The sequence below is a fragment of the Sporomusa sp. genome (assembly GCF_035561155.1).
GTDB lineage: Bacteria > Bacillota > Negativicutes > Sporomusales > Sporomusaceae > Sporomusa.
Map to the genome: position 1 here is coordinate 13,123 of NZ_DATMYD010000087.1, position 20,313 is coordinate 33,435.

General features: G+C 42.2%; 20 protein-coding genes, 1 tRNA gene and 1 pseudogene. 6 read left to right on the plus strand and 16 right to left on the minus strand.

The window, feature by feature from the left end:
• The 7 genes from coaE to VN447_RS11590 form a co-directional block, all read right to left on the minus strand.
• Window positions 1-609 (minus strand): dephospho-CoA kinase, encoded by a 609-nt coding sequence (coaE, locus tag VN447_RS11560; protein ID WP_325525513.1) that lies wholly within the window; start codon window positions 607-609, stop codon window positions 1-3.
• 16 nt (window positions 610-625) lie between these two features.
• A complete protein-coding gene (gene mutM / locus VN447_RS11565; protein WP_325525514.1) occupies window positions 626-1,450 on the minus strand; it encodes a DNA-formamidopyrimidine glycosylase in 825 nt (274 codons plus the stop codon).
• A 14-nt stretch (window positions 1,451-1,464) separates the two neighbouring features.
• Window positions 1,465-4,107, minus strand: a complete 2,643-nt coding sequence (polA, locus tag VN447_RS11570) for a DNA polymerase I (protein WP_325525515.1) — start codon at window positions 4,105-4,107, stop codon at window positions 1,465-1,467.
• A 221-nt stretch (window positions 4,108-4,328) separates the two neighbouring features.
• The gene (locus VN447_RS11575; RefSeq protein WP_325525516.1) at window positions 4,329-5,537 is read right to left on the minus strand and encodes a L,D-transpeptidase family protein; all 1,209 of its coding nucleotides are present in this window, start codon (window positions 5,535-5,537) and stop codon (window positions 4,329-4,331) included.
• A 108-nt stretch (window positions 5,538-5,645) separates the two neighbouring features.
• Entirely contained in the window at window positions 5,646-6,788 is a 1,143-nt protein-coding gene (locus tag VN447_RS11580; RefSeq protein WP_325525517.1) for a two-component system sensor histidine kinase NtrB, read from the minus strand.
• A gap of 399 nt (window positions 6,789-7,187) precedes the next feature.
• Window positions 7,188-7,769 carry a MerR family transcriptional regulator gene (locus tag VN447_RS11585; protein WP_325525518.1) on the minus strand — a complete coding sequence of 194 codons (582 nt, stop codon included), beginning with the start codon at window positions 7,767-7,769 and terminating at the stop codon, window positions 7,188-7,190.
• A gap of 166 nt (window positions 7,770-7,935) precedes the next feature.
• Window positions 7,936-10,092: an ATP-binding protein gene (locus VN447_RS11590; RefSeq protein WP_325525519.1), complete on the minus strand. Its 2,157-nt coding sequence runs from the start codon at window positions 10,090-10,092 to the stop codon at window positions 7,936-7,938.
• A 356-nt stretch (window positions 10,093-10,448) separates the two neighbouring features.
• Between VN447_RS11590 and VN447_RS11595 the strand changes: the two are divergent.
• A pseudogene (locus VN447_RS11595) lies at window positions 10,449-10,680 on the plus strand (IS256 family transposase); the annotation flags it as partial.
• On the opposite strand, the gene VN447_RS11600 reads toward VN447_RS11595, so the two are convergent.
• Both VN447_RS11600 and VN447_RS11605 read right to left on the minus strand, forming a co-directional pair.
• Complete coding sequence (locus VN447_RS11600) at window positions 10,677-10,997, minus strand: hypothetical protein (protein ID WP_325525520.1); 321 nt, start codon at window positions 10,995-10,997, stop codon at window positions 10,677-10,679. The pseudogene VN447_RS11595 and the gene VN447_RS11600 overlap by 4 nt on opposite strands.
• 370 nt (window positions 10,998-11,367) lie before the next feature.
• Window positions 11,368-11,453, minus strand: a tRNA-Leu gene (locus tag VN447_RS11605).
• Window positions 11,454-11,637: 184 nt separating this feature from the next.
• Here VN447_RS11605 and VN447_RS11610 point away from each other — a divergent pair.
• A complete protein-coding gene (locus tag VN447_RS11610; RefSeq protein ID WP_325525521.1) occupies window positions 11,638-12,366 on the plus strand; it encodes a SprT family zinc-dependent metalloprotease in 729 nt (242 codons plus the stop codon).
• On the opposite strand, the gene VN447_RS11615 is transcribed toward VN447_RS11610, so the two are convergent.
• From VN447_RS11615 to VN447_RS11630, 4 genes are all read right to left on the minus strand, one after another.
• Window positions 12,363-12,818: a C-GCAxxG-C-C family (seleno)protein gene (locus tag VN447_RS11615; RefSeq protein WP_325525522.1), complete on the minus strand. Its 456-nt coding sequence runs from the start codon at window positions 12,816-12,818 to the stop codon at window positions 12,363-12,365. The genes VN447_RS11610 and VN447_RS11615 overlap by 4 nt on opposite strands.
• Window positions 12,819-12,923: 105 nt before the next feature.
• On the minus strand, window positions 12,924-14,162 hold the full coding sequence (locus VN447_RS11620) for a sensor histidine kinase (protein WP_325525523.1): 1,239 nt from the start codon (window positions 14,160-14,162) through the stop codon (window positions 12,924-12,926).
• Between the two features lie 159 nt (window positions 14,163-14,321).
• Window positions 14,322-14,822, minus strand: a complete 501-nt coding sequence (locus tag VN447_RS11625) for a hypothetical protein (protein ID WP_325525524.1) — start codon at window positions 14,820-14,822, stop codon at window positions 14,322-14,324.
• Window positions 14,823-14,839: 17 nt separating this feature from the next.
• Window positions 14,840-15,145 carry a hypothetical protein gene (locus VN447_RS11630; RefSeq protein ID WP_325525525.1) on the minus strand — a complete coding sequence of 102 codons (306 nt, stop codon included), beginning with the start codon at window positions 15,143-15,145 and terminating at the stop codon, window positions 14,840-14,842.
• Window positions 15,146-15,374: 229 nt separating this feature from the next.
• Between VN447_RS11630 and VN447_RS11635 the strand changes: the two genes are divergently transcribed.
• From VN447_RS11635 to VN447_RS11650, 4 genes are all read left to right on the plus strand, one after another.
• Entirely contained in the window at window positions 15,375-15,731 is a 357-nt protein-coding gene (locus VN447_RS11635) for a hypothetical protein (protein WP_325525526.1), read from the plus strand.
• A gap of 143 nt (window positions 15,732-15,874) precedes the next feature.
• On the plus strand, window positions 15,875-16,837 hold the full coding sequence (locus tag VN447_RS11640; protein WP_325525527.1) for a MoxR family ATPase: 963 nt from the start codon (window positions 15,875-15,877) through the stop codon (window positions 16,835-16,837).
• A 5-nt stretch (window positions 16,838-16,842) separates the two neighbouring features.
• Window positions 16,843-18,192: a VWA domain-containing protein gene (locus VN447_RS11645; RefSeq protein WP_325525528.1), complete on the plus strand. Its 1,350-nt coding sequence runs from the start codon at window positions 16,843-16,845 to the stop codon at window positions 18,190-18,192.
• A gap of 29 nt (window positions 18,193-18,221) precedes the next feature.
• Complete coding sequence (locus VN447_RS11650; protein WP_325525529.1) at window positions 18,222-18,485, plus strand: hypothetical protein; 264 nt, start codon at window positions 18,222-18,224, stop codon at window positions 18,483-18,485.
• 44 nt (window positions 18,486-18,529) lie between these two features.
• On the opposite strand, the gene VN447_RS11655 is transcribed toward VN447_RS11650, so the two are convergent.
• The 3 genes from VN447_RS11655 to bcp all read right to left on the minus strand — a co-directional run bounded on the left by VN447_RS11655 (window position 18,530) and on the right by bcp (window position 20,303).
• Entirely contained in the window at window positions 18,530-18,871 is a 342-nt protein-coding gene (locus VN447_RS11655; RefSeq protein WP_325525530.1) for a hypothetical protein, read from the minus strand.
• 20 nt (window positions 18,872-18,891) lie between these two features.
• On the minus strand, window positions 18,892-19,752 hold the full coding sequence (dat, locus tag VN447_RS11660; protein ID WP_325525531.1) for a D-amino-acid transaminase: 861 nt from the start codon (window positions 19,750-19,752) through the stop codon (window positions 18,892-18,894).
• An 86-nt stretch (window positions 19,753-19,838) separates the two neighbouring features.
• On the minus strand, window positions 19,839-20,303 hold the full coding sequence (bcp, locus tag VN447_RS11665; protein ID WP_325525532.1) for a thioredoxin-dependent thiol peroxidase: 465 nt from the start codon (window positions 20,301-20,303) through the stop codon (window positions 19,839-19,841).
• Window positions 20,304-20,313: the final 10 nt, after the last annotated feature.

Consider the following 20,313-nt stretch of genomic DNA (forward strand, 5'->3'; position numbering starts at 1 on the left):
TTACCGGTACGCTTTTTTATCACTAATTTCGCACCAGAACTTAAGCACCTGTTTCTTCGTGTTCTCTATAGTTTTACTGTTATTAATGACAACGTCAGCATATTTTAGTTTTTCATGCAAGGAAAGCTGGGCCCTAATCCTAGACATTGCATCCTCATAGTTACTATTGTCCCGCATCATCAATCTGACAATCTGGGTTTTTTCATCGACAAATACCACCCAGACAGCATTAACCCGTGTATACCACCCAACCTCAATTAAAAGCGGAGCATCCAGAACGAGGATTTCATAGCCCTGCTTTTGCGCGTCAGTAATGGCAGTCATGACTTCCTCGTCAATCCTTGGGTGAGTAATCTGCTCTAACTGTGCCCTGGCCTCAGCATCAGCAAAAACGATTTGTCCTAGACGTTTGCGATTAATTTGGCCATTTATATCAGTGATGGTTTCGCCAAATGTCGCAACAATCTCCCGCCAAGCCGGTTTACCAGGTTTAGTAATCTCGTGGGAAAGTTTGTCAGCGTCAATAATAAATGCGCCCAGCTCACTCAATATTTTACTTACCGTACTTTTACCGCTGGCAATTCCGCCGGTCAGTCCAATTAAATACATACACTTATCCCCTCAGCTATTTTTGACAATTAGGGCAATAGTGCGTACCGCGCCCGGCTACTTCTTTGCGCGCAATGGCAGTACCGCAACGGTGACAGGGCTCATTAGTCCGACCATATACATTAAGGTGAAACTGGTGGTTACCGCTTTGGCCTGCACCGTCGCGATAATCTCGAAAAGTTGTCCCGCCGTGGGCTATCCCATCAGCGATCACCTGATTTACTGCCTGATAGAGATATTTAGCTTCAGTCTCGTCAATACTGCTGGCTACGCGTTCCGGGTCTATGCCAGCAATAGCAAGCGCTTCATCTACGTAAATATTGCCAAGACCTCCAATTAACTTCTGATTTAACAATACTGACTTAATCTTTGCCTGGCGCTTACTTAGCATATCAATAAAGTAGTCTAACGTAAATTCGTCAGAAAGCGGCTCCGGCCCCATGGAAGACAATCCGGCAATGCGCCATAACTCTTCCTGTGGTAATAGATAGAGCGTTCCCAGGGTACGGGTATCAGCATATAACAAGGAGTCACCGTTATCAAAATCAAATATGATATGCGTAAATCGATCATACACCGTACCTGGATTTACATAATACAAGCGACCAGTCATCCGCAGATGAACGACCAGAACAAAATTGTTATCAAGATAGAAAAGCAGATACTTCCCCCGCCGTCCTAATGTAACAATCGTCCGATCGGTAATAATCGCCTGAAATTCAGGTGCGGTCGGCCACTTAATCAGGCGAGACAAGCCTATCTCAATGCGAATAATTTTTCGTCCTTCAACTTTACCGGTCAGTGTCCGGCGAATGGTTTCGACTTCAGGCATCTCGGGCATAGCGCACACTCCTCCTATTTGGCTTCGGCCCAGTTGCTGCCGATCTTTACTTCTGCTAAGAGTGGCACCGTAAGTTCTACAGCTTGCTCCATGGCCTTTTTAACAAGCGCCGACACCCGTTCAAGCTCATCTGCAGTAACTTCCAGCACCAATTCATCATGAACCTGTAAAAGCAATCTACTCTTAAATCCTGCTGCCTCAAGAGCTTGATAAACATGATTCATCGCAATTTTTATGATATCGGCGGCTGCGCCCTGGATAGGTGTATTCATGGCCGTCCGTTCAGCAAACGAACGCTGATTAAAGTTGCTGCTGTTAATATCAGGCAAATGCCGCCGCCGTCCAAATAGCGTGGTCACATACCCATCCCTGTGGGCACCGGCAACAACTTCATCGATATATCTTTTTACACCTTGATATTTGGCAAAATAACTTTCTATATAGTGACCCGCTTCTTTCCGGCTAACACCAATATCCCGCGATAACCCAAAATCACTGATGCCGTAAACAATACCGAAGTTAACTGCCTTGGCCCTAGCCCTTAGTTCTGAGGTTACGTCCGACATAGCAACTCCAAAAACCTCAGAAGCCGTCCGGGTATGGATATCCTGGTTTTGGCGGAAGGCTTCAAGAAGACTAGCATCGCCTGCCATATGGGCAAGAACCCTAAGCTCAATTTGCGAATAATCCGCAGACATAATATATTGATACCCTTCACCGGGAACAAATAATTCTCTTATCCTCCGTCCAATATCTGAGCGGATAGGAATATTCTGCAGATTAGGCTCTGAACTGCTCAGTCTGCCAGTAGCAGTTACAGTTTGATTAAACGTGGTGTGTATTCTGCTTGTCTCAGGATGGATCAGCCCTTCTAAACCATCAAGATAGGTAGATTTGAGCTTGGTAAGCATGCGGTATTCAAGCAGCTTGTCGATCAGCGGGTGCTCTCCTGCTAGTTTCTCTAACACTTCAGCGTCAGTAGAGTAACCGGTTTTAGTCTTTTTAATGATAGGAAGCTTAATTTTTTCAAATAAAATAATTCCTAACTGCTTGGTGGAATTAACATTAAATTCTTCGCCAGCTAAATGATAAATCTCACCTAATAACTGATCAACCTTACCGGCAATGCTTACCGCCATCTCTTTAAGGTAATCCAGGTCAACCTTAATGCCAGCAATCTCCATGGCTGACAAGGCTTCAATAAGCGGCATTTCCACTTGTTCAAACAGTTTGTCCAGGCCCGCGTTTGCCAGACTGCGGGTAAATGCGTCCTGTAGTTGTTCAATAATACCGCTAGCCCAAACAGCAAACTCTGGCTTAGCTGTTAAATATTTATCGCCGGCAGGTAAAACAATTGTCTGACCCAAATATTTTTCTGCCAAGCTATCCATCGGATAGGCAGCCGCCGTAGGATCAAGCAAATAGGCGGCAATAAGCAGATCTGACACAGGGCTGCTTAGCCCTGTTCCCCTCAGCCTGCAAGCGTTGTATAGTTGCTTGGCATCATAGGTGGTGACTGTGATACTGCTGTCAGCCAGCATATCAAAAACCGCACTCCAGCCTTCCGCATCTGCGGGAATGTATACAGTTTTGCCGGCACAAGTAATGGCAAGACCCGTTAAACCGGCCAAAGGCGAGTGCGCAGCCGGTAGCGGATAGCAGCATATGTGTCCTTTCTGCTTAGCTTCCGCATGAACAGCTTCAACATCGCTTCGGCTGGAAACAATGACTGGAGGCACAAGCTCAATAGTTTTTGTTTCCACTTGTTCTGTACCCTGAATGACAGTTCCCGAAAACAAAATATCAAACTTGCTCAGCATATTTTTAAACTCAAACTTAGCGAATAGTTCTTTTACGGCTTCTCGGTTAGGATTAATCTTGAAGCTCTCTGGACTAAATTCAAGCTGCATGTCACAAACAATTGTGGCGAGGTGCTTAGATAAAACTGCCTGCTCAGCATATTGCCGCAGATTTTCCTGTAGTTTTTTTCCTGAAACACTGTCAATGTTCGCCAACACGTTTTCCATAGAACCGAATTGGGCCAACAGTTTTATTGCTGTTTTTTCTCCAATGCCGGGTACACCGGGTATGTTATCTGAAGTGTCCCCCATTAAGCCTTTCATATCAATAATCTGAGTGGGCGTTAGCCCGTATTTTTCCTTAAGAGCAGCAGTATCCATAATTTCCATCTCGGAAATGCCTTTTCTAGTAAGCAGCACCGTGGTTCCCGGCCCTATCAGTTGCAGTGCATCACGGTCACCCGTTACGATTAAAACCTCACAGCCTTGTTGAGCCGCTTTATCGGCAAGTGTACCTAAAATATCATCTGCTTCATACCCCTGCTCTTCAATGGTAGCTACACCAAACGCACCTAACAACTCGCGTATCAGAGGAAACTGTTCGGACAGCTCGCCTGGAGTAGCCTGGCGCTGGGCCTTGTACTGTTGATAGGTTTCTGTCCGGAACGTCACTCGGCCTTTATCAAAAGCAACAGCCAATAAATCTGGTTTGTGATCTGTCAGCAATTTAACAAGCATAGTAGTAAAGCCGTATACAGCATTGGTATAAAGCCCTCCTGCCGTACGCAGCATTGGCAGCGCATGAAACGCCCGATGTACCAGACTGCTACCATCAATTATAATAAATTTTTGGGGCATAAGCCCACCACCCTTACATTCCAATATAGTCCAATCTATTCTTATTGGCTATTAAAAGCAAAATCCCTTCTCTTATTTTCCTAAATAGTGGCCAGCTTATGTAATATCTAATAAAAAAAGAGAGAGCTTCACCATTGCTCTTAAATGATCCCGGGAAGAGTAACGTCCTTCCCCATTGTCATCAGAACAAAGTAAAGCAATCTCGGTTACTCAGTCTTTGTTTAAGGATAAGTCAATTCTATTGTTTTGGCCTGTTCATTCCAGTACACGTAAGCATCGAAATATTGGTTTATATTGGTTATTTTTATATAAGGAACTGTCCCGATCATATCTACTGGCACCTTACTACTTTGCCCTTTATCAGTTACTACTAACACTTGAGTTTCCTTGTTCCACTTAACCTTACGGCCCATTGTTTCCGCCAGATCCAGTACCGGAACCGCTAAGATGCCTTGCACCATATTTATCTCAAGATTTACCGGCTTTTCGTTTATAAAAACCACCAGTTTACCCAAGCTTAGCGTATCCTCTGCTGCATTCCAGCTCAGCTCACCGCCAAAGAGTGTTCGTATATTTGCGGCTGCTACGTATACCATATTACCGCTGCTCATGCCTGGTACACTGCTTGATCCACACTGCACCGTTTTCGTCTTTTCATCCCAGTTTATCTTTTGTTTTAGGGCTTCGGCAATCGGGTGCACAGGTACATATTGCACATCCTGCACAACCAATCCGGGCTCGTTTATCAGTCTTGCATTTACTTTAACTCTAAACTGGCTGGCAATAACCACTTGACTGCCGTTTGCTTCACTAAGCAGCTTACGTAAAAAATCATCAGTAACCAAGGGGTTTAAGCGATAGGCATTGAGCTTATTGCGAATATCCGTCACAGTAACGCTGCCATATCCGTAGACATCTGGGTAGATTGCCAGAAGAATCTGCCTCTTGGCATTTGTCCTGACTTTTATCCTGTCATAGGTTATCTGTACTGGCGTACCATAGCTCACCTTGTCAAAAAGTTCTTCCACATCCTCTTCATACATGCGGATACAGCCATTCGATACTACTTTGCCAATTGACCAAGGCGCATTGGTACCGTGAATCCCATAGTCACTCCATATCCCCATCCATCTGTAGCCAAGCGGGTTTTCCGGACCGGAAGGCACTATCTTTCCTTTTTGGTCTGGCGGATACCATGCGGGATTTACTTCTTTATATATGATAGAAAAGTTTCCTAACGGCGTAGGGGTAGATGGCTTACCAATAGCAATGGGATATTCCTTTACTAAATTATTGCCGGAGAACAGTTCAATCGTCCGGCTTGGCAAATTCACTGTAATACTTGGCGTAACCAGTTCTGACTGGGCATAACCTACTGAGACTGTTAAAAATAGAAATACATAAAAGCAGATAAGAATCCGGTGTAACACTAGCATCCCTTCTTCACATTGATTTCTGTAACAATAACAGAATATGAAGAATGCCAGTAGAGATATTACCATCTCACGTAAAATTCCGGGGGCATTTTTCTTGTTACGTTACTGGAGGTTGAGTATCTGTTGATGTACCACCCGTAGACGCCGGTGGCGTTCGTCAATGATCGGTAGGTAGATATGAATATTTGCACCTGTTCCTGCCGTGCTAACAGCGTTAATATTGATAAAGCCTCCGTGTTCGCCAATAATCCGGTGGGCAACAGGCAGTCCCAGCCCCATATGCTCAAGTTTAGTCGTATAAAACGGTTCAAACACCCGGGGCAGAATCTCGGGAGCTACCCCTGAGCCTGTATCACCAATCGCAATAACCAGCATATTCAGCTCGGAGTTAATCCACGATTTCACCGAAAGCACCCCTTCGCTCGGCATGGCTTCGATGGCGTTTTGCATAATATTGACAAGCGCCTGTTTGATTAAGTTACTGTCAACACTGAGCGTCGGAAGATTAGCAGCTAACTGCTTATCAATAGTTATGTTTTCACCGCCAAGCTGTTTAAATGTTAAAAGCAGCGCTTCTTCAATCGTACGGTTTATATCAATATTAGTTTCCTTATTTACAGGCGGCTTGGCAAACATAACAAGTTCTTTGACTACTTTGTTGATACAGGATACCTCGTCCAGCATCATCTCAAGCACGTCCCGTCCTACCGTGTACCTGTCATCCTCCAAGCGGCCGAGCATGACCTGCAAGTAGCCGCTTATGGTAGTGAGCGGTGTACGCACATAATGTGCTACCCCAGCGGCTAACTCCCCTAATGACATAAGCATCTGTGTGATCTGTATCTGTTTAATTGCTGCTCTAACTGCCGATAAGTCTTGAATAATAACAATTAGACCATTTGCTTCCCCGGTAGTACCCCGCAGCCTTAATGTATCTATATGGGCATATATATATTGGTCTTGTACTTTTAACTTCAAGTTGATCGTATTCAAATCCTCGTACTCGTCCAGATAGAATACCTTCAAGAACTTTTCACCATGATGCCTAAAGACATCTTCTACTCTTCGTCCTACCGACTTCGCCCTATTAATACCGCAAATTTTCTCAGCCTCACGGTTAAGGTTTTTTAGTCGAAGTTCATTATCTATAAATAAAATTCCAGTAGTAGTCTCAAACGAATCTTGATAGTCATCTTCTCGGTGTAAGTATACTATTTTGTTATCAAGAGCTTCAGCCGCAGACATTGTCGATCGCCTCCAGTGACCATCTTTTTAATCTAGTGTTGTTAAACATTCTTGTAAATTATTGTATCTCCTGCTAAATTAGAACGATTACTTTTCGTAAAAAACCGACACTTTTTTAGGTATGAAGTGTCGAAATGAGCACTCAAAAACAGTTAACCCTTGCCCTGCCTGCCGTTGCGGAACCGCCTAATTCGACACAACTAGCTGATTTACTACTATGAACTATTCTTTTCTCCACCACCATTAGGTAATAAGCCCTATATACTTCCATTATTTGTAATTTATATTATATTTTTACATATTTTACCATCTTTATATGCTTTTCGCAAATAGAAAAGGCAGCGGCCCAGGTAATTTTACCTTCAGCTCACTGCCTTTTACCATTTGATTTTCTCACTATCAACTAAACAATCGCTGCCAAAATGATTTAGGTTTATCGTTTTCTTTTTCCTCTGTTATTTGGCGCAAACGGGCATCTATTAATTGGAAATGATCAGTCAGTTCTGTTTCTAAGCGCTCCTCAAGCTTGGATACTTCTTGCTTTAAGTTGTGTAACTCCTCTTGTTGCCCGTTAACAATGCTAATTGTAGCCGCAATTTGTTGCAACGCTTGGTTTTGCGATGCGATAACAGCCATAATGGCAGAACCGTCAAACTGAGTTACCGTGGATAATGCCTGCGATTGACCAGTTTCGTCGTTTTGCGAATATGTTGCGCTGCTTTCCTGCGGTTCTGAATCAATCTCAATAAATCTGGTAAAACGGCTGTCAAGCTCATTAGCGATGTCATCGGCGTTTTTATTTTGATGCATGCATTTTGCGATAGCTTGAAATACCTCAACAGCTTCTGGATAGAATCGCTTCTTCTTACCTTCGCCCATAGCTGGCAAATAATCTAGAAATAAGTCGCGATAATACCGTAATGTGCTTTGCGGTATACCCAACTCTTGCGATATATCTTTGATACTAAGCAATTCTGTCATAAAAACCACCCCTTGCGTTTTTGTTGTTGCGATTATATTCGCGGCCAAGGGGTACTTTTCCTGCTAATTTTATGAAATAATGTAAATAAATTCCAAATTATTATTATATTCACGTTTATTGGGGATGATGACAGAAAATATTGCTGCAAAGTCAAAAATGAATGTGTTAGGTAGCGCTAGTTTTAAACTCAATGAAGAACCTTGTTCCATTTGAAGATGTGTCGACATGAATTACCGCCCCGTGCCTTTGAGCAATCCTGTAACATACTGCTAAACCCAGTCCAGTACCGTTATCCTTAGTAGTAAGGAAAGGAGTCCCTAATTGATTTAAAATGTCTTTAGGTATTCCTTTCCCTGTGTCACTAATCTCTAATACTATATCATCATTACTGCAATAAGTTTTTAAAGTTACTACCCCCTGCTGTTCCATTGCTTCTAAAGCATTACGGACTAAATTAAGGATAAGTTGCCGTATTTCTTTCTCGTCTAGCATGGTATCCGGAATATCGCTCATCTCCACGTGTATTTGATGCCCAATGCGAAATGCATCAGCTTGCACTAAAGGAAACAACACGTTTACTACGTTATTCAAATTAACCCGTCTCATATCCGTAGTTTTATTTTTGGCTAATGATAAAAACTCAGTAATTATTGAGTTCGCCCTATCCAACTCTTCTATCATCGTTGAAAGCTGCTCGTGGTAGGGTTCGAAAATTGATTTACGTAGAAATAGTTGTAAGTAACCTCTGACGGTAGTCATTGGGTTTCGAACCTCATGGCCAATCCCCGCCGCCATTTCGCCGATCACGTTCAAACGGTCAAAACGCGCCATTTCTGATTCAAGTTGTTTGTTGTCAGTAATATCTGTTATTACAATCAGCGAACAAGGCTTATAGCCTACAGTAATTGTTTCAACAGAAAGTACCCCAAAACGCACTCCCTTTTTAGCAGTGCAAAACTTTATTTCATAGTTACTTAAGTAACCTTGTCTAAATATTTTTTTTCTTACTTCTTGCCTTTCCTTTGAATCATACCAAAGACTAATATTGTCGACAGTTTTACCAATAATTTCGCCACGGGTTAACCCAATCGCTTTTTGAAAAGACTCGTTGACATCGACGTAAGTATTATCAGGAATACTGACTATAGCCATAATGTTTGGGTTAATGTTAAATGCTTTTATAAAACATTCATGTGCTTGTTTTTGTTCCGTAATGTCGCGGGAAATTCCTAAGATGGTTTGAACTTGTCCGTTCTCATCCTTTTCAGGGGTCCAACTAATTAATACATCCTTAGCTCTATTACTAAATGTTCCATAGTTGTATTCTCGTTCTATTTTATCGCCAGTAGCAATTACAGTTTTTACTGCCTCTTCCCATTGCCTCCAAACGCCCTCCGGAATCCCCAAATCTCTCCAACATTTACCTATGTACCATTCTAATAGGTTGCCATCATGCTTGCAACCTTCTGGGTTTATATACAAGAGGCGGCCATCCCGGTCCAGGCGAACAATCGTATCAGGACAATTTTCCACCAATGTGCGGTATTCAGACTCGCGTTTTTTAATAGACTCCCTTAATCCAACTATCGTAGTACGTAAAGATTTTAACTCTGGGAAGTTTTCTAAATTACCTTCACTATCGTCTTGTTTTTCTATATGAGTAGCAAATTCACTAAGAGCCGATTTAAATTTACTAAATGTTTTACGCAATAAATAGATCAAGCCCAACCATACTATAAATAGCAGAGAAAAAATACGGAACCACGCTAGATAAACAATCTTATTTATTTCGTCTAATTTAACATTCGCCCAGGTATGTCCTATGATTTTCCCATCAAAAAAAAGAGGATAAGTAACTGACATAGTAGGCGCTGTCCCCCACGAATGAGATGTTGGGTTATAGACTAACTCTATCATTTTGCTTTCATATACTTTTAAAACCTTCGAAGTTAGTGGCGCGTAAAGGCCTTCTTGTTTAAAAGGGTAAAATGCCAGTCTGTTCTCAAATGTCCCATAGCCCATTCCATATCCCGGATAGCTTTCACGTACCTTGTTAATGATAGGTTGTAAGCGTTTGTTTAATATCAGGACTTTCTCTTGGGCATTCAAATCTTGGGCGTTTTCTTCAAGTAGAATACGTTCATAAGAGTATGGTAGTTTTTGCTCAAGAGTAGTCACTATATATAGTAAAGTCTTTTCCTTTTCAGCGAAAATACGCCCTTTTGTTTCGCTAGCATAAGTCCAACCTAATATAAACATCAGTAAAGTAATAAAGATTGTTGTGATTAAGTATGTTCTCGTTGCAACGGTGCATGGTATCATGATATCCCTCTATATAAAAAATGTAAACTAATTATAGATTATAGATACTAGGACTAAAGTCCTCTATTTTCCCCTAAAATATGGTTTTGAATATTGATTTTTATATTTTTACTTTTTAAGTTGACAGCATTTCATATCTTTTTGCATTTGAGCATAAAAAAAGCCCCCGGTTTCCCGTGGGATAAAAACGTGGAAAAAAAATACCGCTTACACAAGTAAACGGTAAAAAAAAGAGGAAACTAAGTAAAAAGGTTAATTTAATATTACAGTAAAAATGTTGCCTTTTTGTTACCAATTTGTAAATATTTTATTAAAACAGGAAAAAGTACCCTGACCTATTCTTCTAACTCCTGATATACCCTCAGGAAATTCGCAAAATGATTTGCACGCGAATATTATTGAGGGGTATCATCGGCAGTTGCGTAAGGTAACGAAAACAGCCTATCCTTCTGCCGAGGTTCTTCGCAAGATCTCGGCTATAGTCGAAGCTGCCAAGAAATGGACTATGCCACTCAGAAATGGACAGACTGTATTTCGCAGTTAGCGATTTACTTTGAAGGCCGGTTAGATTTTTCTTGGGCTAACTAACAGACTTCTTCATCATCGGGACATCCATGGCTAGGACCAATGGCGGAAATTCCAGCTATATTAACTCTTACTCTATCACCCTCCTCAAAAAGCGGGGGAGATATTTCCTTAAGCTCAGCGTTGTCTCTTATTATTAGAGCATCGCAGGTTAATTCTAACGTAATAAATTCATTCTCACTTTCCACTTCAACGTTAACATTGATTGGGTCGTGGTGATGTCGCTCTTTTATAATTTGACCTTGCAGTACAACTCGATCATCCAATACTACATTGACTGCTCCTACGCAGTCAATGAGATCTTCTTTCTTGTAACGCATATTTATTCCTCCTTACAAATTTATTTGGCTTTTTGCCTGTTATATAATATGTATAATTTTATGTAAATGTGTATAGCGTATCTCAGTCAATCTCAAAAAAGAGTAAACTTCGTAGATTATGGAGTTTACTCTCTAGGCGAAAAGCAAATACATAAAAGGAGCGAAGAATATGAATTACCTACTATCTTATGTAAGTTATAAATTGTTGTTACTTTTCGCTTCAATAAATTCCAACAATCCCCCCCCCTTTCTAAACGTGTCAAAAAATAAGTCTTCTGCGTTCAACAAAAAAAAAAGTCTATATGATGTAAAATCACATAGACCTCTTAGCTTCACAATATCAACATATTAGCTACTTTTCGATTAAATTTGGTGCCCGGGAAGGGACTTGAACCCCCACGTTGTTACCAACAAAAGATTTTGAGTCTTCCGCGTCTGCCATTCCGCCACCCGGGCATTTTTTTTGTTTACGTCCTGTATCGGACATTTGTTATAATACCATTTACTTTTATTATTGTCAAGTAAGTTTTTCACCGAAGATTTTGCTTATGTTAAAAGGATAATATAGATTGCTGGCAAATATATATCTTCGATCAGGAAAATCACCTCATTAGGAAATACAAGCGTAAAGGAATTAACTATGCCGACAATCAACTTCAACGAACAGAACATTCATTACACACTTCGGCTGGATAAACGCCGGAAAAACATTCAATTACGGGTGCTTCCGACTGCCACCGTCGAAATAATTGCACCAGGAAAGCTAACTAGCGCTGAAATCGAGCATATCTTTACAGCGAAAAGCCGATGGCTTACAGGCCGCCTTAATAAGTTGTCATCCCTTGCTGCAAACCCTGTAAATCAGCAGTTGGTGTCAGGTGCCCAGCTCCTTTATAAAGGTGAACCGCATACGCTTACTGTTTTATCTGGCAACAGCAAACCGGAAGTAGTGTTAAAGCCTGCAGAAGTTATCGTAAAACTGCCTATAAATAACACAGAGGCTGCCCCGGTTTTTATGACTGAGCAAATAGTAAAAGCCTGGCTTATTGACCAGGCCGGAAAACTATTTCTCGATAAAACCAAGGATTGGGCGGCAGTAATCGGCGTTCGTCCTGTTCGCATTACGATTAAAGACCAGAAAACACGCTGGGGCAGTTGTTCAAGCCTCGGCAATATAAACTACAACTGGCGGATTATTATGGCTCCGCCCCGGGTAGCTGACTACCTAATTATTCATGAGCTGTGCCATATGCTAGTCCCCAATCATTCAGTCAAGTTTTGGGAACAAGTCAGCCGGTTTTCGCCAGATTATCAGGAATGCCGAAAATGGCTTACAGACAATGGCAAGCTGCTATCCCGGATACTTTAACTATTTGGTCCGGTTAACTGTTTATCTTGGATATACTTTAACAATAACTCGGCAGTAGTACCGGTAATTTTAAGGCAGGTTTGCCGCTGTTCCTGACTGCCGAATTCGTGAGGATTGAGCACCCGGCAACAGGCTGCGCCAAACTGATTGGAAAATATATTGTGAAATTCCTGAGCGCTGCTATAGATCGGACCACGGTTTTGATCTTTATTGGCCCTCCCCTGCAGCATCCCCAACACCATAGTCGCCCCAGATAGCGCACCGCACATACACCCGGCGTGACCAAGACCGCCGCCAAAGCCTGATGCCATTTTGAGAGCTTCATCAGAGACATTTAGGTTTAGTAAATCGCGAAAAGCCCGTGCGACTGACTCAGCACAGTTATAGCCTTCTTTAAAATTTTGTCCTGCCAACTCTTTGGCGTTCAAATTGTTTTGCTGCTGTTCTGTCATAAAAAAAGCCCCCCGTTCTAAATTTTGTGTACTGTTCGACAATGCTGTCTTTTTCTACTGCATACTAAACCCTCTGCCTGCGTTCCATTACAGGCAGAGGGTTTCTTAAACAGTGGCCTCCTGTTCGATGAACCCATAAGGCAAACAAATTTTCACTGTTGTTCCGCCCTCTTGCTCACTAAATATCTCAATTCCGAATTGGGAGCCAAAATAATGCTGGATACGTTTATGGACATTGGTGATACCTAAACCCGTAGTTTGCCCTTTGCCTGCAATTCTTTTTTCATTCATAAAAATGCGTTCTATTTGGCTTTTGGTAACACCAACACCGGTATCGATTACCATGAGCTCTACCCGGCTGCCTCGCCGCAGCCCGGAAATATTAATATTGCCACCACCGCGTTTGGGCTCAAGGCCATGAATAATCGCATTTTCTACAAGCGGCTGCAGTGTCATAAATGGAATTCTTTGCTCCAGCAGTTCCTCGGGAATGTTTATGGAAGCCTGAATCCGGTCGCCAAAGCGCATTTCTTGTATCAGCAGATAATTTTTTATATATTGGACTTCTTCGCCGACGGTTACCATCTCATCAATATTACGCAAATTATTACGTAATAGATCTGATAAAGCATAAACCACTTCCTGAGTACGTGGTGCCCCTTCCAAAAGAGCAAGACGCGCAATCGTGTTTAAAGTGTTGAATAAAAAGTGTGGATTGACTTGTGACAATAAAGCCTTAAGTTCAGTTTCCCTTAAGACCTTTTCCAGATCCGCCTTTGCTTTCAGTTCACTCATTAATTGTGTTTGCGCTATGTTAGCCATGGCAATCTCTACAATATAATTTGTCATAATATAAAGCAGATCAGCTGCAGCCCGCACTCGTTCTTCAGGGACAACGCGAATTTCAGCTAGCCTTTCAAGAACTGCACTTTCATCAAGGTTCAGGTCAGCAACACCTTTTAACACCTCACTGGCAAGGTCTATCCCGTCTTGAGGCAATACTACTTGACCAGCTAAAAAGCCACCCAAATGCTGCTGATTTAATATAATCGGTGCTCCCAAATCAGTAAGCCCACTATGGCAGCGGTATACTGAAGGGCATAATTGCCTGGCAGCCATTCTGCCACCGCAGTCATCTGAACCGATACACCGGGCTAGTCCCTCGGGTGTTGAACGAATAAGGTTACAAAACCGGGTAAAATTACTGGGCTTAGTGACTGGCTGCCCGGCACCGTCAACGATGACAGCAGCCAAACCAGTAGCTTCTGAAAATTTGTCCTGAATTTCTTGTAAAACTTTAACATTAACAATATCCGCCAACGTTAAGCCGTGGTTGACATGCATAGTAACCCCTCCATAGCACTGGCCTGTTTTCAGGAAGCATATGGCTATTTGTCAAAATATTTGCTGTGTTGGTATACTATTTTGCCGTCCTAGCAGCAAACTCCTGCCAAAAACAAAAACATTCACACAAGTGAAAAAAAAAACACTCCACAAGGAGTGTTATCTTATACGTCTAACAACTAATGAAGCTATTATACCTCCGAAAATACCGGTAACTAGCTGCGGCCAGCTCATTGCCAGCATAATGCCGGCAGCAAGTTTGGGCGGCACTGCAATAACGGTAAGAAGCCAAACAAATGCCCCATATAAGATCCCGGCTTTTCCTGCCGTTCCCAGGGTTACTGCCAAAACGCGGCCCCAACGCAGACTGGTTAGAAATAGGCTAATATACACTGCGTTGCCTAACGCGACAGGCACAATAAACACCGGCAGCGGTAAAAGCTGCTGGAAATATGCCACCATCGGCGCAATTGCGGCAATCATAAGCGCTGGCCACAAGCCAACCTTTTCTGCAGCTATAAGAAGTGTTGCATTGACTAAACTACCAATAATAAAGGTAGACAGGAACGGCGGCAAGGGAATAAAAAATCGCAGCGACTGAAATATCAGAGTAAGCGCCAGTAAAAGAGCCGCCCTTGTGATAACCTTATGTTCAGACAAACTACCGTCCCTCCTGACTATCTACGCCGCCTGTTATTATAATTGCGTCCGAACATCATATAGGCCAAGAGCGCGAGCAATGCTAAGTTACCTATCATACCATTCATGATTCCTAAGTCTACCAAAACATTGACAGCGGTTAAACCACCGAGAAATATCATTGAACGCTTCATGTCAATAAAGGGATCGCGGCGCAATAGCAGATAAGCTACTCCAAGTACTGCCAAATCGATAACCACCCAAGCTAACGAATTATAAAAAAGATACTTAATCATGCTGCCGACAATCATGGTTGCCAAAACTTGAAACCACATCTGATTCATTTAAATTCCCCCTGTAGTTATATATATCCGGAAAACAAGTTAAGCGGTAAAACTGAATAAACCTTTACTAGATAAGATTATGCCCTACTTTGTAAAATTCCTGCATTTACGTGGATAATCCTAAGAATATCAAAATAAACATGAAATTTTTTCTAATTTGATGTTTATAGTTTTACAAGTTTGAGCATACTTTTTAATGTATCGATTAACTTTTAAGGAGTGAGTTTCCATGAGTGAAGAAAACAGCTTTTCTTTTACTCTGTTTCAGCCGCATCGTACTCGTACACCCAAAAACGACGAACCAGTAATTGAAGTACGTCCTAATGGTCGTATTGTCTTTAACAAAAGAGCCACCCAGCTTTTAGACAACAATCATTTTTGTATGTTAGGTTACGATCCGGAAAAACAGGCTCTCGGCATTCTGCCTATGGAGCAGCTACAGCCTAATACTTTTCCTGTACGTTATGCTGCAAAAGGCGCCTATATCGGAGCAAAGAAGTTCTTTAAGCATTTTGAAATCCTTCCAGACCAGTTAGTTGAAGACACCCCATTTAAAACCGGCGAATTTATTGGAATAAGTCTCTAACCCGCCATACTATATAAGCCAGCACAAAAGTTACTCTACATGGAGTAGCTTTTGTTTTTTGGGAAAAACGTTTTCGCTTGTCAAATATTATCAATTTGCTGTAAAATTAAAACAATAGCTCAATAGAGATAGGAGAATACGTTATGGACAAGCAATCGAACACCTTTATCACCATGCCGGAATTGCGTACTGCTTTTGAAGCCCAAGGATACATTAGCGATAAAGAACTTTTAACTACTGTTTATTTGGCTTTAAAGTTGGAAAAACCGCTTTTGATCGAGGGTGCGCCCGGCGTTGGCAAAACCGAAATTGCGAAAGTATTAAGTAAAGTATTTAATACCGAGCTTATTCGCCTGCAATGTTACGAAGGTTTGGACGAAAACAAAGCCTTATACGAATGGAATTATCAACGCCAGTTGATTAAGATTCAGATGAGCAGAGATAGTGCTTGCCAAAACCTTTCCGAAAATGATGTTTTTTCTCCGGAGTACTTATTAGAACGTCCTTTGCTAAAAGCCATCCGGGCGGAGAAACGCCCAGTACTGTTAATAGATGAGATTGATAAAACAGACGAAGAGTTTGAAGCCTTTTTGTTCGAGATCCTGTCAGATTTTCAAATATCCATCCCTGAGCTTGGCACCGTCAAAGCCAATCACATCCCTATCGTGGTACTGACAAGCAACCATGACCGTGAACTGTCCGAAGGCTTGCGCCGCCGTTGCATTTATTTATATATTGATTATCCACCCATTGACAAGGAAATTAATATCATTCGTACAAAAATCCCTGAAGCTACTGAAAAATTGGCTGTGCAGATTGCTACAGCCGTCAATCATTTGCGCAACAATCTAACGCTTAGCAAACAGCCTTCTATTGCTGAAACGCTTGATTGGACAAGGTCGCTCATTGCTATGCACGCTGACCACCTTAATTCAACCTTGATTCAACAGACTATGGGGCTCTTATTTAAAAACCGCGACGACTTAATGGCCTTCCAGAAAGATTTAGGAGCAGAAGAGCTGTGCACAGTTGTCAAACAGGCAACCGGCAACATACCTACGAGCACAACATGTCACTGCCATGGCGATGAAAGCTGTGGGGGCTGATCGTTTTGAATTCACTTGCTGACAATCTAGTAGGATTTGTTCAGATTTTACGCCAGCTTGGGGTACGGGTAAGCATCGCCGAAACCATTGATGCTGTAGACAGCCTGACAGTCATTGAACATTTTGACCGGGATGAATTCCGAGCGGCATTAAAAAGCACACTAATTAAGAACTCAGAAGATCAAGTTGCCTTTGATAAAGCCTTTAACCTGTTTTTTGTTCCGCCTGAGGCTAAGCAGCAGCAGCAGGAAGTTTGGGATTCTAAACAACAACTTGATCTTGAACAGTCGCAACAGGCTCAGGAAGAACTGGTTTTTCAAGGACGCCCGCTTGATATACCTGACGAACTCAAAGATGTCTATAAGCGCTTGCCTGAACGGGAAAAACAACGTCTACTGGATTTTTTGGAGAAGACATCCTCAGGTCATAATGTGAAAGAATCTTTTCAGCCGGTAGTAGAAAACCTGCTCAAAAGCTCTTTGTCCTTCTGGCAGCGCCAACTATCACCTGAAGATTTAGCCCAGCTTGCTGCCGCTCGCCGACAATTATTAGGCCATGATGAACTTGACCATGTTGTAGACTCAGCAGCAGGACTTGGCGGTACAGGACGGAATCCCTTGCTGTATAAAAACATGCAGGATATTGCCGAGCATGAAATCCCGCAGGTCACGGCCTTGATCAAACGATTGGCGCACAGGTTAACCACCCGTATTTCGCGGCGTTTTCGTTTGACTGGTCGCCGTAAACTCATTGACATTCGCCAGAGCATCCGCCGTAATATGCGCTACGGTGGCACAATGATTGCGTTAAAGTATAAAACCAAAAAAATTCATAAGCCGAATATTGTTGTTATTTGTGATGTATCTGCCTCAATGAAAAAGTATGTTCGGTTTACCTTACCGCTTCTTTTTGGTTTATCCAGTGTTGTAAAAAACATCGAAACCTTCATCTTTGCCAATGATTTAGAGAAAGTAACCGGTTATTTTCAACGAAGTAATGATTTTGCCCAAGTTACTAACGATTTAGTAGCAAGCTCTGCACAAATGGGGCAAGGCACGAATTTATTTAACGCATTGACAAGGTTAAAGGAAGAGCATAAAAAGTTAATATCACCTTCAACTCTGCTCTTTATTATTAGTGATGCTAATACTCTGGCCCCTCTCGAAGCGGCAAGTGAGTTATCTGTCATCAGTAAAAAGGTTAAACGTATTTTATGGCTCAACACCCAGCCGAAAGAACGCTGGGGCCAGAATAGCGCAATACCGTTGTTCTCCAAGTACTGCGCCATGTTTGAGTGTTATTCGCTGGCGCATTTGACCAAAATATTGTCTCTGAACCTAACTCGCCAAACATAATTAAAAAATAAAAAAGGATGTGACCTATTATGTATTTTGACGGACCTTCGTTGCTTGCCCACTACCAGCGCTGGCTTACTACCTACCGCGAGCCGATTGAAACCAAATTAACCACTGCTCTGAGCCACAGAGACCAACAGCAGGCTATGCATAACGCGATGGAAGTTCTGCTTACAGAAGTTTTGCCAATGGCTATAGCTGAGATGATTTTATTTAACAATGGTCGCCTGGAAGAAAAAATGCAGGAAGATGGCGGCGGCTGCTCTAGTTGTGCAACTAATATTATAAAGTAACGAACGAAAAAACTGCTGAAGGCCCAAAGCCTCCAGCAGTTTTTTTAGCAGGATGTACAGTTGCCGCAGTTTTTAGCTGGAACAGGCAAGCCATACAGAACCAGCCGTTTTCCAAACAGCGTAGTTTCGGTATCAATTCGCAAAAGAACCTCACTGCTATAATTTTGGATTGAAGTATGTGCATAAACTTCAGCACCGTCAATCACAAAAGCCTCATATTCAGCACTTTCGTGTTCTTCCGGTTTTCCAAGTTTTACGGAGGGAACAGGAGCTATCGAAGGAGGATTACAACAGTTAGGAATTAAACGTTGCTCAAGTTTCGCTGTAATAATGCCGCCCTCTTGTGCAATAAACTCCTGCGCACGTTCTGTAACTATCATATTCATAGTTTTCTCCACCTTTCTGCTTACTTACGTCCGCATTCTTGGTCAATCATCGCCCAGTACGCTTCTTGAATTTTGCGGGTGATAGGGCCAACAGTACCCTTGCCAACAGGCTGTCCGCTCAGAGTCACAATTGGCGTAATTTCGCTATTGGTGCCTGAGACAAAAGCCTCTTCTGCCGTTTTGACAAACGCCTCGTCAAACTTCTTCTCAACGACTAAGACTCCAAGTTCTGGCGCTATTTTTTCAATAATCAGCGTTCTGGTAACACCTGTCAAGATGAGATTACACCGGGGATATGTCCAGGCAACACCATCTTTAATTACGAAAAAGTTACTGCTGGTGCCTTCAGTAACAAATCCATCCCGGACTTGAATACCTTCGAAGCAGCCGGCTTCTTTAGCCTTTTGTTTACCCATGACATTCCCTAGAAGATTAAGCGACTTGATGTCACATCTGAGCCATCTTTCATCAGGAATCAGTAGGCCTTTGGCACCTTCTAGTTTATTTTTGTCAGGTGCAGCACTGGAAGGGCGAATAGACATCGTCAGACATGGCACTACATTTTCAGGAAAACCATGTGCACGAGGCGATAAACCGCGAGTAATCTGAAGGTAAATTGCCCCATCCATAATACCACTTTCTTTGATTAACAGATCATGAAATTCTTCAAGTTCCTCATATGTATATACTGCTGGAATAGTCAGTTCGCGTAGTGAGCGATATAATCTATCCACATGCATTCTCAGAGCAAAACAGCGCCCATTATATACCCTTGTTACTTCATATACGCCATCGCCAAACTGATGACCTCTGTCCTCCATTGGCACTATGTTTTCATTTAAATCTATTAGTTTACCATTAATTAGACCGATTGGCTTCATGGAAAGTCCTCCCTCGATTTATTAATATACTTTATTACACAGCAGTAGGTAATCTCCTGCCTTTTGCGAAAAAATTCCTAAGCAGCCTATTTTAATGCAGCCAGCACAGCTTGAGCATGCCCAGCGACTTTAACCTTGCGAAAAACACGGGTTATTTTTCCCTGCTCATTGATAATAAAGGTGGATCGCTCGATGCCCATTACTTTTTTACCATACATATTTTTCTCTTTGAATACGCCATACAATTGGCAGACCACCCTGTCAGTATCGCTCAGCAGGAGAAAAGGAAGCTCGTGCTTAGCGCTGAACTTTTCATGCGTTTCAAGACTATCCTTGCTTACACCAAGGATGACAGCCCCAGCAGCAGTAATAGCTTCATACATGTCGCGAAACTCGCGAGCCTCGTCTGTACAACCAGAGGTATTATCTTTAGAGTAGAAATATAGCACTACCTTCTTGCCTTGATATTGGCTCAGGGTTACCTGATTTCCACCAGTTGCCGGCAGAGTAAAATCCGGGGCTGCTTGTCCTTCTTGTACTTGTTCAGACATTTGTTTCCAT